General features: G+C 60.4%; 16 protein-coding genes. 7 read left to right on the forward strand and 9 right to left on the reverse strand.

All coding sequences use genetic code 11. The annotated features are described in order from the left end of the window. Window positions 1–18: 18 nt before the first annotated feature. The 6 genes from fba to tkt form a co-directional block, all read right to left on the reverse strand. A complete protein-coding gene (gene fba, locus KZH41_RS28940) occupies window positions 19–1,083 on the reverse strand; it encodes a class II fructose-bisphosphate aldolase (RefSeq protein ID WP_003177554.1) in 1,065 nt (354 codons plus the stop codon). A 277-nt stretch (window positions 1,084–1,360) separates the two neighbouring features. Further along, window positions 1,361–1,693, reverse strand: coding sequence for an MliC family protein (locus KZH41_RS28945; RefSeq protein ID WP_094949108.1), 333 nt, complete (start codon window positions 1,691–1,693; stop codon window positions 1,361–1,363). A 61-nt stretch (window positions 1,694–1,754) separates the two neighbouring features. Next, window positions 1,755–1,982, reverse strand: a complete 228-nt coding sequence (locus KZH41_RS28950; protein ID WP_094949109.1) for a hypothetical protein — start codon at window positions 1,980–1,982, stop codon at window positions 1,755–1,757. 29 nt (window positions 1,983–2,011) lie between these two features. Continuing rightward, complete coding sequence (locus KZH41_RS28955; RefSeq protein WP_242153186.1) at window positions 2,012–3,175, reverse strand: phosphoglycerate kinase; 1,164 nt, start codon at window positions 3,173–3,175, stop codon at window positions 2,012–2,014. Between the two features lie 26 nt (window positions 3,176–3,201). Continuing rightward, entirely contained in the window at window positions 3,202–4,257 is a 1,056-nt protein-coding gene (gene epd / locus KZH41_RS28960) for an erythrose-4-phosphate dehydrogenase (RefSeq protein WP_094949111.1), read from the reverse strand. A 137-nt stretch (window positions 4,258–4,394) separates the two neighbouring features. Next, entirely contained in the window at window positions 4,395–6,392 is a 1,998-nt protein-coding gene (gene tkt / locus KZH41_RS28965; protein ID WP_263274129.1) for a transketolase, read from the reverse strand. Between the two features lie 260 nt (window positions 6,393–6,652). Between tkt and KZH41_RS28970 the strand changes: the two genes are divergently transcribed. The 5 genes from KZH41_RS28970 to KZH41_RS28990 all read left to right on the forward strand — a co-directional run bounded on the left by KZH41_RS28970 (window position 6,653) and on the right by KZH41_RS28990 (window position 11,649). Further along, window positions 6,653–7,648, forward strand: a complete 996-nt coding sequence (locus tag KZH41_RS28970) for an ArsR/SmtB family transcription factor (protein WP_263274130.1) — start codon at window positions 6,653–6,655, stop codon at window positions 7,646–7,648. Window positions 7,649–7,667: 19 nt separating this feature from the next. Then, the gene (gene metK / locus KZH41_RS28975) at window positions 7,668–8,858 is read left to right on the forward strand and encodes a methionine adenosyltransferase (protein WP_083356355.1); all 1,191 of its coding nucleotides are present in this window, start codon (window positions 7,668–7,670) and stop codon (window positions 8,856–8,858) included. A gap of 217 nt (window positions 8,859–9,075) precedes the next feature. After that, complete coding sequence (locus KZH41_RS28980; protein WP_094949114.1) at window positions 9,076–9,423, forward strand: DUF1090 family protein; 348 nt, start codon at window positions 9,076–9,078, stop codon at window positions 9,421–9,423. Between the two features lie 89 nt (window positions 9,424–9,512). Continuing rightward, window positions 9,513–11,183, forward strand: coding sequence for an NAD-dependent DNA ligase LigB (gene ligB / locus KZH41_RS28985; protein WP_263274131.1), 1,671 nt, complete (start codon window positions 9,513–9,515; stop codon window positions 11,181–11,183). Between the two features lie 70 nt (window positions 11,184–11,253). Then, window positions 11,254–11,649: a DUF1090 domain-containing protein gene (locus KZH41_RS28990; RefSeq protein WP_094949115.1), complete on the forward strand. Its 396-nt coding sequence runs from the start codon at window positions 11,254–11,256 to the stop codon at window positions 11,647–11,649. Window positions 11,650–11,655: 6 nt separating this feature from the next. On the opposite strand, the gene KZH41_RS28995 is transcribed toward KZH41_RS28990, so the two are convergent. Beyond that, a complete protein-coding gene (locus tag KZH41_RS28995; RefSeq protein WP_263274132.1) occupies window positions 11,656–12,105 on the reverse strand; it encodes a c-type cytochrome in 450 nt (149 codons plus the stop codon). A 129-nt stretch (window positions 12,106–12,234) separates the two neighbouring features. Between KZH41_RS28995 and KZH41_RS29000 the strand changes: the two genes are divergently transcribed. Further along, a complete protein-coding gene (locus KZH41_RS29000; RefSeq protein ID WP_242153203.1) occupies window positions 12,235–13,419 on the forward strand; it encodes a murein transglycosylase A in 1,185 nt (394 codons plus the stop codon). 73 nt (window positions 13,420–13,492) lie between these two features. Here the strand turns inward: KZH41_RS29000 and KZH41_RS29005 are convergent, their stop codons facing one another. Next, on the reverse strand, window positions 13,493–13,879 hold the full coding sequence (locus KZH41_RS29005) for an MAPEG family protein (RefSeq protein ID WP_094949118.1): 387 nt from the start codon (window positions 13,877–13,879) through the stop codon (window positions 13,493–13,495). Window positions 13,880–14,074: 195 nt separating this feature from the next. On the opposite strand from KZH41_RS29005, the gene KZH41_RS29010 reads away from it, so the two are divergent. Then, on the forward strand, window positions 14,075–15,334 hold the full coding sequence (locus KZH41_RS29010) for a cation:proton antiporter (RefSeq protein WP_094949119.1): 1,260 nt from the start codon (window positions 14,075–14,077) through the stop codon (window positions 15,332–15,334). Here KZH41_RS29010 and KZH41_RS29015 read toward each other — a convergent pair. Next, complete coding sequence (locus KZH41_RS29015; protein ID WP_094949120.1) at window positions 15,328–16,215, reverse strand: formate/nitrite transporter family protein; 888 nt, start codon at window positions 16,213–16,215, stop codon at window positions 15,328–15,330. The genes KZH41_RS29010 and KZH41_RS29015 overlap by 7 nt on opposite strands. Between the last annotated feature and the right edge of the window lie 17 nt (window positions 16,216–16,232).

Genomic DNA, 16,232 nt, shown 5'->3' on the forward strand with positions numbered 1-16,232 from the left:
TTTTTAAACGCCTTAGGCTCAGTTCACCTTAGCGTTCAACTCACCTTTGAGGTAACGCTGGTACATCGCTTCCAGGGAGATCGGCTTGATCTTCGAAGCATTACCGGCCGTACCAAACGCTTCATAACGCGCGATACATACATCACGCATCGCGGTCACGGTGGCGCCGAAGAATTTACGTGGGTCAAATTCGCTCGGGTTGGTAGCCATCAGGCGACGCATCGCACCGGTGGACGCCAGGCGCAGGTCGGTGTCGATGTTGACCTTGCGCACGCCGTACTTGATGCCTTCGACAATTTCTTCAACCGGTACGCCGTAGGTTTCTTTGATGTCGCCGCCGTACTGGTTGATGATCGCCAGCCACTCTTGCGGTACCGAGGAAGAACCGTGCATCACCAAGTGTGTGTTCGGGATGCGTTTGTGGATTTCCTTGATACGGTCGATAGCCAGCACGTCGCCGGTAGGCGGCTTGGTGAACTTGTAGGCGCCGTGGCTGGTGCCGATGGCGATGGCCAGGGCGTCCACCTGGGTCTTCTTGACGAAGTCAGCGGCTTCTTCCGGGTCGGTCAGCATCTGGCTGTGATCCAGCACGCCTTCGGCGCCGATACCGTCTTCTTCGCCGGCCATACCGGTTTCCAACGAACCCAGGCAGCCCAGCTCGCCTTCAACCGAAACGCCGCAGGCGTGAGCCATGGCCACGGTTTGTTGGGTAACGCGTACGTTGTACTCGTAGTCGGTTGGGGTCTTGCCGTCTTCGCCGAGGGAGCCGTCCATCATCACAGAGCTGAAGCCCAGTTGGATGGAGCGCTGGCACACGTCAGGGCTGGTGCCGTGGTCCTGGTGCATGCACACCGGGATGTGCGGGAATTCTTCGATCGCGGCGAGGATCAGGTGACGCAGGAAAGGCGCGCCAGCGTATTTGCGGGCACCGGCCGAAGCCTGGACGATCACTGGGGAGTCGGTCTTGTCAGCGGCTTCCATGATGGCGCGCATCTGCTCAAGGTTGTTGACGTTAAAAGCTGGGACGCCGTAGCCGAACTCGGCTGCGTGGTCCAGCATTTGACGCATGCTGATAAGTGCCATTGTGTTGTCTCTCCCGATCGAGGGTCGTTAATCGTGCAAGCCTGCCGTAGCGGCGGCTGCTATTCAAGTTATTGCAGATCAAGGGGTTAAGGCTTGGCCTGCTGAATCGTTATTGCTGGCATGGCCGTGTGCTAACGCCACTGAAAAAGCCGATCAATGTGGGAGCTGGCTTGCCTGCGATAGGGGCAGATCAGACAACATTTGTTTTGCTGACCCACCGCAATCGCAGGCAAGCCAGCTCCCACATTTAGATCTCATTTATCTTGAGATAGTGTTCTCACTGAGCTTTGCAGCCTCGCCCGATCAAATCATCGGTGGCGACCCAGTAAATCAGGCCTTCTTCACCTTTTGTGTGAAACGCCAACTGGTCGTTGCTGTACAGCACGCCAGAGGCGGCAACGTCTTCTTTAAGACGGTAAACCTGGTCCGAACCGCCGAGGCGTACATCCACTTCGGAACGAGCCTGATTGGCAAAGCGCCAGTTGACCTCGGCCTTGCTGTCGCAGGTCCAAGTGGTCCACTTGTCGGCAGGCTCTGCCTTGTTGAACATGTTCATGTTGCTGCAACCGGCCAATAAAGCCAGGGCTGCCAGGGCGAAAACGCCTTTCATTGCCAATCCTCGAACGACGGCCCAAGGGCCGCCACTGCTGTCGGTTAGTTGATCAGACCCGTCAGGGGCAACCCTGTTCCTGACCGTTGGGCGCGGCGCCGTATTGCTCCAGCCGTTCGTTGCCGATGCGCTTGTTGATCACCGGCATGGTTTCGGCTTGCCAGTCAGCCTGGTAGCAGCTCTTTTTCTGCCCCGGCGCAGACTCTGCGCCCGCAGGCTTAGCGCTTGGCGTGCTGCCGCAGCCGGCCAACAGGCCCGCTGCGATCACCAGTGCCAACGACTTGATCATGGGAATGCTCCTTTTCCGGATCACGAGCCTTAGCCTTTTGCTCGGGTTTCCAGCACTTCAACGGCTGGCAGAACTTTGCCTTCGACGAATTCGAGGAACGCGCCGCCACCGGTAGAAATGTAGGAGATTTGGTCAGCAACGCCATATTTATCGATGGCCGCCAGGGTGTCGCCACCACCGGCGATGGAGAAGGCCGAGCTTTCAGCAATGGCGTGCGCCAGTACTTTGGTGCCGTTGCCGAACTGATCGAACTCGAACACGCCAACCGGGCCGTTCCACAAAATGGTCTTGGAGGACTTCAGCAACTCAGCGAAATTGGCTGCGGTTTGCGGGCCGATGTCCAGGATCATGTCGTCGGCCGCCACGTCAGCGATGAGCTTGACGGTGGCTGCGGCGCTTTCAGCAAATTCCTTGGCAACCACCACGTCCACCGGCAGCGGTACGCTGACTTTGGCAGCGATGGCGCGGGCGGTGTCGAGCAGGTCCGGTTCGTACAGTGACTTGCCCACCGGGTGGCCGGCAGCCGCCAGGAAGGTGTTGGCAATGCCGCCGCCGACGATCAGCTGGTTGCAGATCTGGCTCAGGCTGTTGAGCACGTCCAGCTTGGTGGAGACTTTGGAACCGGCAACGATGGCGGCCATTGGCTGGGCCGGAGCGCCCAGGGCTTTGCCCAGTGCATCCAGTTCAGCAGCCAGCAGTGGGCCAGCAGCGGCGACTTTGGCGAACTTGGCCACGCCGTGGGTCGAGCCTTCAGCGCGGTGCGCGGTGCCGAAGGCGTCCATCACGAACACGTCGCACAGGGCCGCGTATTGCTGGGCCAGTTCGTCGCTGTTCTTTTTCTCGCCCTTGTTGAAGCGCACGTTTTCGAACAACACGATGTCGCCAGGCTTAACGTCGACGCCACCCAGGTAGTCAACCACCAGCGGCACATCGCGGCCCAAGGCCTTGCTCAGGTAGTCAGCGACCGGCTTGAGGCTGTTTTCGGCGGAAAACTCACCTTCGGTCGGGCGACCCAGGTGGGAGCAGACCATCACGGCCGCGCCTTTTTCCAGGGCCAGCTTGATGGTCGGCAGCGAGGCCAGGATTCGCGCATCGCTGGTGACAACACCGTCCTTGACTGGGACGTTGAGGTCTTCGCGAATCAGTACGCGCTTACCTTGCAGATCGAGGTCGGTCATCTTCAACACGGTCATGGGTCGCAGTTCCTGAATTGGCTGATTTAAAGGGCTGATTTAGCAGAGGCGATGTGCAGATAATGTTCGGCAACATCCAGCATTCGGTTGGCAAACCCCCATTCGTTGTCGAACCAAGCCAGGATGTTCACCAGCCGTGGGCCGGAAACGCGGGTCTGGCTGGCATCGACAATGGCCGAATGCGGGTCATGGTTGAAATCACAACTGGCGTGCGGCAACTCGGTGTAGGCCAAAAGCCCCTTGAGCGGGCCGCTGGTGGCGGCGTCGCGCAGTATCCGGTTGACCTCAGTGGCATCGGTGTCACTGACCGTTTGCATGGTGATATCCAGGCACGACACGTTCACTGTCGGCACGCGTACGGCTTTGGCCTGAATTCGCCCGGCAAGTTCCGGTAACAATCTTTCGATGCCACGAGCCAGGCCGGTAGACACCGGAATCACCGACTGGAACGCCGAGCGTGTGCGGCGCAGGTCTTCGTGGTGATAGGCGTCGATGACCGGCTGGTCGTTCATCGCCGAGTGAATCGTGGTGATCGACACGTAATCCAGGCCGATCGCCTGATCCAGCAGGCGCAACAGCGGCACGCTGCAATTGGTGGTGCAGGAGGCGTTGGACACCAGCAGCTCGTCGCCGGTCAGGCAATCCTGGTTGATGCCGTAGACGATGGTGGCGTCGACATCCGCCTCGCTGGCCATCGGCTGGGAAAACAACACACGCGGTGCGCCGGCGTCGAGAAAACGCTGGCCATCGGCACGGGTGTGGTAAGCACCGGAGCATTCCAACACTAGGTCGACGCCCAGCGCCGCCCAGTCGATGCCCTCGGGGGTGGCACTGCGCAAGACTTTCACGCAGTCGCCATTGATATGCAGACAATCGCCTTCAACCCGCACTTCGCCGGGGAACCGGCCGTGGGTGGAGTCAAAGCGTGTCAGGTATTCGATGCTGGCCATGTCGGCCAAATCGTTGATCGCCACAATTTCAAACCCGGCCGCCGCCCCTCGCTCGAACAGAGCACGCAAGACGCAACGACCAATGCGGCCGTAGCCGTTGAGTGCAACTTTGTAGGGACGCGGTTGGGGCATGGGGTTCTCGATCAATGTTAGTTCGGAGTTGAATGTTCTGACGCCATCGCGGGCAAGCCCGCTCCCACCTTAGACCGAGATCAAATGTGGGAGCGGGCTTGCCCGCGATAGCGCCAGTGCAAACAACGCAGACTGACTTAGTCTTCCAGCAGCTCTTCAGCCTGACCCAGGATGTTTTCCAGGGTGAAGCCGAACTCTTCGAACAACGCTGGCGCCGGCGCCGACTCACCGTAGGTGGTCATGCCGATCACACGGCCTTCCAGGCCCACGTACTTGTACCAGTAGTCGGCGTGAGCCGCTTCGATGGCGATACGCGCACTGACCTGCAACGGCAGAACCGATTGCTTGTAGTCAGCATCCTGGGCTTCGAACAGGCTGGTGCACGGCATGGACACAACGCGCACGTTACGGCCCTGGGCAGTCAGCTTGTCGTACGCCTGAACGGTCAGGCCCACTTCGGAACCGGTGGAGATCAGGATCAGCTCCGGCTCGCCAACGCAGTCCTTGAGCACGTAGCCACCACGGCTGATCGCAGCGATCTGCGCGTCGGTACGCACTTGGTGCTGCAGGTTCTGGCGCGAGAAGATCAGCGCCGAAGGGCCGTCCTTACGCTCGATGGCGTGCTTCCAGGCCACGGCAGATTCGACCGCGTCGGCTGGGCGCCAGCAATCCAGGTTCGGCGTGGTGCGCAGGCTGGTCAGTTGCTCGACCGGCTGGTGCGTCGGGCCGTCTTCGCCCAGGCCGATGGAGTCGTGGGTGTACACATGGATAACACGCTTCTTCATCAGCGCGGCCATACGTACGGCGTTACGTGCGTATTCCATGAACATCAGGAAGGTTGCGCCGTAAGGCACCAGGCCGCCGTGCAGGGACACGCCGTTCATGATGGCGCTCATGCCGAACTCGCGCACGCCGTAGTACATGTAGTTGCCGCTGGCGTCTTCAGCCGAGACACCTTTGCAACCTTTCCACAGGGTCAGGTTGGAACCGGCCAGGTCAGCCGAACCGCCAAGAATTTCCGGCAGCAATGGGCCAAAGGCGTTCAGGGTGTTCTGGCTGGCTTTACGGCTGGCGATGGTCTCGCCCTTGGCCGCGACTTCGGCGATGTAGGCCGAGGCTTTTTCCGAGAAGTCGGCAGGCAGGTCACCGGCCAGGCGGCGCACCAGTTCGTTGGCCAGTTCCGGGAATTCGGCGGAGTAGGCAGCAAAACGCTGGTCCCACTCGGCTTCGGTCGCCAGGCCTTTTTCCTTAGCGCTCCACTCGGCGTAGATGTCAGCCGGGATTTCGAACGGGCCGTGGTTCCACTTCAGTGCTTCGCGGGTCAGGGCGATTTCCGCGTCACCCAGTGGGGCGCCGTGGCAGTCTTCTTTACCTTGCTTGTTCGGCGAGCCGAAGCCGATGGTGGTCTTGCAGCAGATCAGGGTCGGCTGCTCGCTTTTGCGCGCGGTGTCGATGGCGGTCTTGATCTCTTCCGGATCGTGGCCGTCGACGTTGCGGATCACCTGCCAGTTGTAGGCTTCGAAACGCTTCGGGGTGTCGTCGGTGAACCAGCCTTCGACTTCGCCGTCGATGGAGATGCCGTTGTCATCGTAGAAAGCGATCAGCTTGCCCAGGCCAAGGGTGCCGGCCAGGGAAGCGACTTCGTGGGAAATGCCTTCCATCATGCAGCCATCACCCAGGAACACGTAGGAGTGGTGGTCGACGATGTTGTGGCCAGGGCGGTTGAACTGCGCGCCCAATACTTTTTCAGCCAGGGCGAAGCCCACGGCGTTGGCCAGGCCTTGGCCCAGGGGACCGGTCGTGGTCTCGACGCCTGGGGTGTAGCCGAATTCCGGGTGGCCCGGGGTGCGGCTGTGCAGCTGGCGGAAGCTCTTGAGGTCATCAATGGTGACGTCGTAGCCGGTCAGGTGCAGTAGCGAATAGATCAGCATCGAGCCATGGCCGTTGGACAGCACGAAGCGGTCACGGTCGGCGAACGACGGGTTGCTCGGGTTGTGTTTCAGGTAGTCACGCCAAAGTACCTCGGCGATATCCGCCATGCCCATCGGGGCACCGGGATGGCCGCTGTTGGCTTTTTGCACGGCATCCATGCTGAGGGCACGAATGGCGTTGGCACGCTCACGACGGCTGGGCATCGCTGATCTCCTAGGGGGTTGAATAAAAGAAACGGAAAAAAGGACCGGCATTTTCCCTCAGCCACCGCCTGCGGGCAATGATAGATAGTCACTTGTAGGTGTTTTTCCTGCGGTTTGCCCGGCATTCCCTTGCAGAAAAGCGCCCCGGCTTCGTCTAAAGGTTATAGCGGCTGCTCATAACTACCGATTATCGACCAATATCAAAACTTTTTGATATTGGTCTTGCGGGGAGTTCCACCCGTCACTAGACTGCTGGCCTTATGAACCTACCCGTGCCTTCCCTACGTTCCGACGACGGCGATGAGCTGGCTGCCTTGTGCAAGGCCGCTGGTGATCCGTTGCGCCTGAACGTATTGCGCGCACTGGCCAACGACTCTTTCGGTGTATTGGAACTGGCTCAGATCTTCGCCATCGGCCAGTCCGGCATGAGCCACCACCTCAAGGTCTTGGCCCAGGCCGATCTGGTGGCTACTCGCCGTGAAGGCAATGCGATTTTTTACCGCCGCGCCCTGCCCCACACTGAACTGCTCGGCGGCAAGCTGCACACCGCCCTGCTCGAAGAAGTGGACAACTTGAGCCTGCCGACTGAAGTGCAGTCGCGCATCAGCCAAGTCCACGGGCAACGCGCCGCTGCCAGCCAGGACTTTTTCTCACGGGTCGCCGAGAAGTTTCGCGCCCAGCAGGACTTGATCGCAGGGTTGCCGCAGTACCGCGAAAGCGTACTGGCACTGCTGGACAAGCTAGGCTTCAGTGATGAGGCCACGGCGCTGGAAGTCGGCCCTGGTGATGGCGGTTTCCTGCCAGAACTGGCACGCCGCTTTGCGCACGTCACCGCGCTGGATAACAGCCCGGCGATGCTCGAACTGGCGCGCCAGCTCTGTGAGCGCGAAGCACTGGGCAACGTCAGCCTGCAGCTGGCGGACGCGTTGAATGACACCAGCCTGCGGGCCGATTGCGTGGTGCTGAACATGGTCTTGCACCATTTCGCCGCCCCTGCCGACGCCCTCAAGCAGATGGCAAATTTGCTGCAACCCGGCGGTAGCCTGCTGGTCACAGATTTATGCAGCCACAACCAGAGTTGGGCCAAGGAGGCCTGCGGTGATCTCTGGTTGGGTTTTGAACAGGACGATCTGGCCCGTTGGGCCACCGCTGCGGGACTCGTTCCCGGGGAAAGCCTCTATGTAGGTTTACGTAATGGTTTCCAGATTCAGGTCTGCCATTTTCAGCGGCCGGCTGGCGACACTCACCATCGGTAAATATCAGGAAAACATCGAGATGAGCGAATACTCCCTTTTCACCTCCGAGTCCGTGTCTGAAGGGCATCCGGACAAAATCGCCGACCAGATTTCTGACGCGGTGCTGGACGCCATCATTGCTGAAGACAAGTTCGCCCGTGTGGCGTGCGAGACTCTGGTGAAAACGGGCGTGGCGATCATCGCCGGCGAAGTCACCACCACCGCCTGGGTCGACCTGGAACAGATCGTCCGTGACGTGATCACTGACATTGGCTACAACAGCTCCGACGTCGGCTTCGACGGCGCGACCTGCGGCGTGATGAACATCATCGGCAAGCAGTCGCCCGACATCAACCAAGGTGTGGACCGTGCCAAGCCTGAAGATCAGGGTGCCGGCGACCAGGGCCTGATGTTCGGCTACGCCAGCAACGAAACTGATGTACTGATGCCGGCGCCGATCACTTTCTCGCACCAGTTGGTGCAGCGCCAAGCCGAAGCGCGTAAATCCGGCCTGCTGCCATGGCTGCGCCCGGACGCCAAGTCCCAAGTAACCTGCCGTTACGAAGGCGGCAAAGTCGTGGGTATCGACGCGGTTGTGCTGTCGACCCAGCACAACCCGGATGTTTCCTACGCCGACCTGCGCGAAGGCGTCATGGAGCTGATCGTCAAGCACGTACTGCCTGCCGAACTGCTGAGCAAAGACACCCAGTTCCACATCAACCCGACCGGTCAGTTCATCATCGGCGGCCCAGTGGGCGACTGCGGTTTGACCGGCCGCAAGATCATCGTCGACAGCTACGGCGGCATGGCCCGTCACGGCGGTGGCGCGTTCTCGGGTAAAGACCCGTCCAAGGTTGACCGCTCGGCGGCGTACGCCGGTCGTTACGTGGCCAAGAACATCGTCGCGGCCGGCCTGGCCGAGCGTTGCGAAATCCAGGTTTCCTACGCTATCGGCGTGGCCCAGCCTACGTCGATCTCGCTGAATACCTTCGGCACCGGCAAGATCAGCGATGACAAGATCGTCAAGCTGGTGCGTGAGATCTTCGACCTGCGTCCTTACGCGATCACCACCATGCTCGACCTGCTGCACCCGATGTACCAGGAAACTGCAGCCTACGGCCACTTCGGTCGCACGCCTGCACAGAAGACTGTCGGCGACGACACCTTCACCACGTTTACCTGGGAAAAAACCGACCGCGCCAACGACCTGCGCACGGCTGCCGGTCTTTAATCGCTCGCGGTACACAAAGCCCTGTCGGTTTACCGGCGGGGCTTTTTTATTGCCGGATGATTAACCAGCGACGCTCATGTTTTTGGATCCAATGCTTGCAGGCCAAATAACGGCCCTCTAGAATCCGCGCCCTCTCGGGCCCTTCACCTTACTTGGATATTGCCCTGCGCCAGCCCGGGACAGATAAACGCGCAGGCAATCGAACATTGAGGTTTTCATGCGCATTTCCACGCTCGCCCCTGCCGCCCTTCTGCTCAGCCTGTTCACCCTGCCGGCGCATGCCGCCGACCTGAGCGCATTGAGTGGCGCCCTGAGCTCCCAATTGGGCGGCAACTCCGGCAACTGCCAGCAGCAAGCCAAAGACCTGCAAACCAAGATCGATGCCGCCGAAGCCGCGAACGACACCCTGAAAGTGAAGGCGTTTAAAGCAGCGCAGGACCAGGTCAACAAAGGTTGCAACAAACTTGCTGAAACCCAAGCCAAAGTCGACGCCAAGCAGCAAACACAGGAAGCTAAGGCCGATAAGAACGACACCGTGAAAGCACTGGGCGGTCTGTTCAAGTAATCTGAAACACCCGGTAAAAAGCCCCGCACTGGCGGGGCTTTTTTATGGCGGTGTGGATCACTTAGGCTGGGCACCCTTCTCGAGCAAGGATGCTCATCGTGCGTTTACTGATTACGCTTTTACTCAGCGCCCTACCTTTTTTGGCGTGGGCCGAAGAATGCCCCGAAGAAGCCCGCTCACAGGTCGACACTCTGGCTGAACAGATCAAGCTGTGGGATGACAGCTATCACCGACTTGGCCAATCCCCGGTCAGCGACGAGCTCTACGATCAGGCCCGCCTGCGCCTGGCTCACTGGCGCCAATGTTTCACCCAAACGCCAAAGGCGGCTGACAACCCTCTGGCGAGTTCACGGGGTACGCAACCGCACCCGGTCGCTCATACCGGGCTGGAAAAGCTGTTGAATGAGCAGGCAGTCGATGACTGGCTCAGGACACGCCGAGACGTGTGGGTTCAACCCAAGGTCGACGGCGTTGCAGTGACATTGGTCTATCGCCAGGGCCGGTTGAGCCGACTTATCAGCCGAGGTAATGGCTTGCTCGGCCAGGACTGGTCAACTGCCGCACGGCAGATCCCGGGCATCCTCCAGCAACTGCCTGAGCCCATCAACCTGGTGCTGCAAGGCGAACTCTACTGGCGCCTCGACGATCATGTGCAGTCAACCGATGGCGGGCTGAATGCACGCAGCAAAGTGGCCGGTTTGATGAACCGCCGGCAGCTGAGCGATACCGAGGCCGCGAGGATCGGCTTATTCGTCTGGGCCTGGCCTGACGGCCCAACCGACTTCACCGAGCGCCTGGACACCTTGGCGCGCTGGGGCTTTACCGACAGCCGTCGCTACAGCCAGCCTATCCAAAACATCACCGATGCCGCGCACTGGCGCACGTACTGGTACAACCACCCACTGCCTTTCGCCAGCGATGGCGTGGTGTTGCACCAAGCGTTGCGCGCACCCGCCAAACGCTGGCAAGCCAGCACGCCTTACTGGGCGGTCGCCTGGAAGTACCCGGCCGCCAAGGCGCTGGCGCTGGTGCGCAAGGTACAGTTCAAGATCGGCCGCACCGGGCGCATTACACCTATCCTGGAACTGGAGCCGGTGCAACTGGACGATCGGCAAATCAGCCGTGTCAGCGTCGGCTCGCTGAAACGCTGGCAAACGCTGGATATCCGGCCCGGCGATCAGGTGTCCATCAGCCTTGCCGGCCAAGTGATCCCACAGTTGGAGCAGGTGATCCTGCGCAATGAAACCAGGGTGCAGGTGCAAGCGCCCGATGCACGGGACTTTCACGCGTTGAGCTGCTGGCAACTGGACCCCGGCTGTGAGGAACAATTGCTGGCGCGCCTGGCCTGGTTAAGCGGCAGCCAGGGCTTGTCCTTGCCGCATATCGGCCGCGAGACCTGGAACGCCTTGATCCAGGCGGGTCTAATCGTAGGCATTCTCGATTGGTTGACCCTGGATGCGGCAGAGCTTGCTAACATTGAGGGCTTCGGTGATCGCAGCCGTGCGCGATTGCTCAACAGCCTTCAAAGCGCGCGGCAACGGCCCTTTGCACAATGGCTCAAAGCCCTGGGCGTACCGCCTTCGGCACGTAACGACCTGGCTGGCGGCTGGCAGACCCTGGCCGCCAAAGACACCCAGGCCTGGCTGGCTACCGACGGCATCGGCCCGGGCCGCGCAGCGCAACTGAGCGCTTTTTTTCGCGACCCGCAGGTACAGGCTTTGGCTGAAACATTACGCGTGGCGGGGGTTGAAGGGTTTTAAACCCGGCCTTGCCACCTCTAACCCTCGGCAGAATTCACCCTGCCATTTAATTGCGTTTCTGGAGCATCACATGAAATTCCTTGCCCCGCTTGCCTTGCTCACCGTCGCAAGCTTCATGACTACGCCACTGCTGGCCGCTGAAGATGCACAACCCCTGGCCGGCTGCGCCGCCAAGCGCCAAGCCATCAGCACCCAGATCGAGCAAGCCAAGGCCCATGGCAACAGCGAACAACAGGCAGGCCTGGAAAAAGCCCTGAGTGAAGTCACCGCCCATTGCACCGACGCGTCCTTGCGTAAAGAGCGTGAAAACAAAGTGCTCGACGCCAAGCACGAAGTCAGCCGCCGTCAGGCCGACCTCGACAAAGCCATGAAAAAGGGCGATGCGGACAAGATCAACAAGCGCAAAGACAAGCTCGCCCAGTCGCGCAAAGAACTGCAGGACGCCGTCGAAGAACTCGACCAGTAAGCCCGGTCAGTGGTCCCGAAACTGTTTATGGCAAGCCGTGCAGGCATCTTCGACTTTCTGCACCGCAGGCCCCAGATTGCTGGCCTTGTAAGGCTGCACCTGGCTTGCGATCACCAATTCACCGGTGGCCGTTTCAAGGTTTCGGGCCAGTTCCTGGAAACGTGCCTGTTGCTGCCACACGTTGTCCTTGGCGCTGGTGTGATCTTCTTCGCGCACGCTCGGGAAATGTTTCCACGGTTCGTGGGACAACGCATCGAGCTTGACCGCGCCTTCGGCGAACTTCGCGCCGTCGAACGGCAGACGCCCACGCAACATGCCGCCCAGGTCTTCGCCGGTCTTGAGCATCTGTTTGAAAATCGCCTTGCGCTGACCCAAGGGCGAGTTCGGATCAACACCGCCACAGGCGGACAAGGTCAGGCAGGCCAGCAATACCAGGGTCAGTTTTTTAAAGGTCATCATGGCTTCAAGGTCACGGAAAACGGCGGCCAGTATCCTCGCCCCGCCCGTAAAGGCCAATAGCCCTATTATTAATAAGGGTTGCCCAAAAGCGCTACGGCGCGGGCAATCGCTTCAGGAATTGCGTGTATGAATGTCACCTTGAAACCTTGGAGCCGCCGCCTGGCCTGGGCTCTGCCGATGATTGCACTGCTGGCCGGTTGCGATGGCGGCAAAGACGCCGGCAAAGATGAAACCGTTAAACCTCATGCCGTCGCCACCTATGTAAATGCACCGTGGGACGCGCTGCCGGCTGTTTCCGACAGCGACCTGTTGGCCGGGTTTGAATCCTGGCGCAGCGCTTGCCAACGCCTCAAGGCTGATCCGACCTGGGGCGCGACATGTGCGGCGGCGGCGACCGTGCCGGGTAATGCCCCGGCGGTGCGCAGCTTCCTCAAAGAGCGCCTGGATGTGTTCGGCCTGCGTTCGGCCGATAACACGCCCAACGGCTTGATCACCGGCTACTACGAACCGGTGTACCCCGGCAGCCTGACCGAAACCGCCACTGCCCATGTGCCGGTGTATGGCGTGCCGGATGACTTGATCATCGTCAACCTGGAAAGCATCTACCCGGAACTCAAGGGCAAGCGCCTGCGCGGTCGCCTCGAAGGCCGTGTGCTCAAACCTTATGACGACGCCAACACCATCAACGGCCAAGGCTCCAGCGCCAAGCCGATTGCCTGGCTGACCAACCCGATGGACCTGCAATTCCTGCAGATCCAAGGCTCGGGCCGCATTCAACTGGCGAGCGGGCGCCAACTGCGCGTGGGTTATGGCGACCAGAACGGCCACCCTTACCGCCCGATCGGCCGCTGGCTGGTGGAGCAAGGCGAACTGAAGAAAGAAGACGTGACCATGGGTGCGATCAGTGCGTGGGCCAAGGCACATCCGCAGCGCATCCCCGAACTGCTGGCGAGCAACCCCAGCTACGTATTCTTCAGTGCCCGCCCGGACAGCAATGAAGGCCCACGCGGCTCGCTGAATGTGCCGTTGACGGCCGGCTACAGCGTGGCGGTGGACCGCAAAGTGATCCCGCTCGGCAGCCTGCTATGGTTGTCGACCACCAAACCTGACGGTTCGCCGATTGCCCGACCTGTGGCCGCCCAAGACACCGGCGGGGCAATCATCGGCGAAGTGCGCGCGGACTTGTTCTGGGGCACCGGCGATGCGGCGGGGGAATTGGCCGGGAATATGAAGCAGCAGGGGCAGATCTGGATGTTGTGGCCGAAGGGCGCGGCGTTGCCGCAGGTGCCGGATGCGCCTGCCGGAACCTGAAGATCAAGTGTGGGAGCGGGCTTGCTGTGGCGAGCCCGCTCGCCACAAACAAGCCCGCTCGCTGCGTTAAGCCTTAGATCGAGACAAAAAAGAAACTCGCAATCAACGCCATGCCCACCGCCCACACCAGCGAGCGCAGCATCGCCCAGTCCGCCAGGTAGCAAATGACGTACAGCAAGCGGCTGGTGATAAACAACACCGCCAGCACATTGATGGTCACCAGCGAGGCCGTGCCGGCCAGGTGCGCAATGATCACCGCCGCCGAAAACGCAGGTGTCACTTCAAAGCTGTTGAGTTGCGCATTGTGGGCGCGTTTGGCGAACCCCTCGAGCGTGGCCAGGAAGCCGCGGGGGTCGTGGTTCTGGCGTGGGCCGAACTTGCCGCCGCTGAACTTGGCCACACCCGTGCACAGGTAAGGCAGGAAAATTGCGATCAACACACACCAGAAAGCCACCGTCATTACTGATTCCTTTTGTAGTTTTAGCCAGCGGTTAGAGTTTTAGCACTAAAAATGCCACGCCGCACTTAACCGCTATGAACCACGCCACCGCAAAAGGTTCTACCGGCCTTCTGCCCCATGGCTTGCAACCTCCCGCCACTGCTGCGGTCCATCCACCCATTAACTAACGCTCACTCCACCTTCCAAGGACCCCGGATGCTTGAACTTGTCGCCGCCTTCATTTGCCTCACCACCCTGCTCACGTATGTGAACTTCCGTTTTATCGGCCTGCCGCCCACCATCGGTGTGATGGTCACGGCCCTGCTGTTCTCGCTGCTCCTGCAAGGCCTGAGTTTTATCGGCTACCCAGGCCTGGAAGAACGTATCCAGCAGTTAATCGGCCAGATCGACTTCGGCGACCTGCTGATGAATTGGATGCTGTCGTTCCTGCTGTTCGCCGGCGCCTTGCACGTCAACTTGAACGACCTGCGCAGTTACCGCTGGCCCATCGGCCTGCTGGCGACCTTCGGCGTGTTGATTGCCACCGTGGTAATCGGCAGCTTGGCGTACTACATCTTTGCCCTGTTTGGCTGGCACGTGAGCTTCCTCTACTGCCTGCTGTTCGGCGCGCTGATTTCGCCCACCGACCCGATTGCGGTGTTGGGTGTGCTGCGAACCGCCAACGCGTCGAAACCGCTGAAAACCACCATTGTCGGCGAGTCACTGTTCAACGACGGTACGGCCGTGGTGGTGTTTACCGTGCTGCTGGGCATCGCGCAGTTAGGCGAAACACCGACCGTGGGCGCCACCGCCATGCTGTTCGCCCATGAGGCGATTGGCGGTGTGGTGTTCGGCGGGCTGATCGGCTACTTGGTGTACTTGATGATCAAGAGCATCGAGCAACACCAGATCGAAGTCATGCTGACCCTGGCGCTGGTGATCGGCGGCTCGGCAATGGCCACCGAACTGCACGTCTCGGCGCCGATTGCGATGGTGGTCGCTGGGCTGATCATCGGCAACCTGGGCCGCACGCTGGCGATGAACGACATGACCCGACGCTATCTGGACGGCTTCTGGGAATTGCTTGATGACATGCTCAACGCCCTGCTGTTCGCGCTGATCGGCATGGAGCTGTTGCTGTTGCCGTTCAACTGGCTGCACGTCTTGGCCGCCAGTTTGCTAGCCGTGGCGATTTTGCTCTCACGCCTACTGACCGTGGCCCCGGCGATCCTGCTGCTGCGCCGCTGGCGCACAGTGCCGCGCGGCACCATCCGCATCCTCACCTGGGGCGGCTTGCGCGGCGGGGTTTCGGTGGCACTGGCGCTGGCCTTGCCACTGGGCCCGGAGCGCGACCTGTTGCTGAGCATCACCTACATCGTAGTGCTGTCGTCGATCCTGTTGCAGGGGTTGAGCATCGGCAAGCTGGTCAAGCGCGTGACCCGGGACGAGCCCCAGGCCACGCCTGAGCCTCACTGACCCTTGTTAATCTGCTGCGGATGCCTCGGGTCCGCAGCCGCTTTGCCCGGCAAGCTGCTTTCGCTGCGAATCTGCGCATGGCTGATCAGGGCAAAGATAAAACTGCCGCCGATGATATTGCCCGCCAGGGTCGGCCCGGCAAATATCAGCCAGAAGTCCTTCCACGGTAGTTCGCCGGCAAATACCAGGTACGAGACTTCCGCCGAACCCACCACGATATGGGTGAAATCCCCAAGCGCCATCAGGTAGGTGATCAGGACGATGATGAACATCTTCGCGCTTTCCATGGACGGGATCATCCACACCATGGTGGCGATCATCCAGCCGGAAATTATGCCCTTGGCGAACATCTGGCCGGGGTCGTTTTCCATGACCTTACGGCCGATTTCGAGAAAGGCCATGTCGGTCTTGGTGTCGAAAATCGGCAAGTGCAGCATCACGTAGGCCACCAGCAAGGTGCCGCACAGGTTGCCGACTAGCACCACCGTCCACAACCGCAGCAATCGCCCGGCATTGCTCAGGGTGGGTTTGCTCATTACCGGCAGCACGGCCGTCAGGGTGTTTTCGGTAAACAACTGCTGACGGGCGAGGATCACCGCCAGAAAACCTGCGCAGTAACCGAAGCTGGCAATCACCTTGAACCCTTCACCGTCCGGCAGCCGTGAATTTAGCAGGCCCATCCCCATCAACGACAAGCCCATGGTCAGGCCGGCGGCCAACGCCGACCACCATAAAGCGGCGACGCTGCGCTCCAGTTCCTGATCGCCCTGGGTACGGATGATTTCGTGCAGCACTGCCGCGCGAGGCGGCTGGTTCTTGTCGACGTCGTGTTGCTCTTCCTGCGACAAGTTGGGGGTCTTGCCGTCTTCTTGCGTGGCCATGGGTCGTACCTGAACGT

Source organism: Pseudomonas sp. YeP6b (assembly GCF_025642995.1).
In the GTDB taxonomy this organism is placed as follows: domain Bacteria; phylum Pseudomonadota; class Gammaproteobacteria; order Pseudomonadales; family Pseudomonadaceae; genus Aquipseudomonas.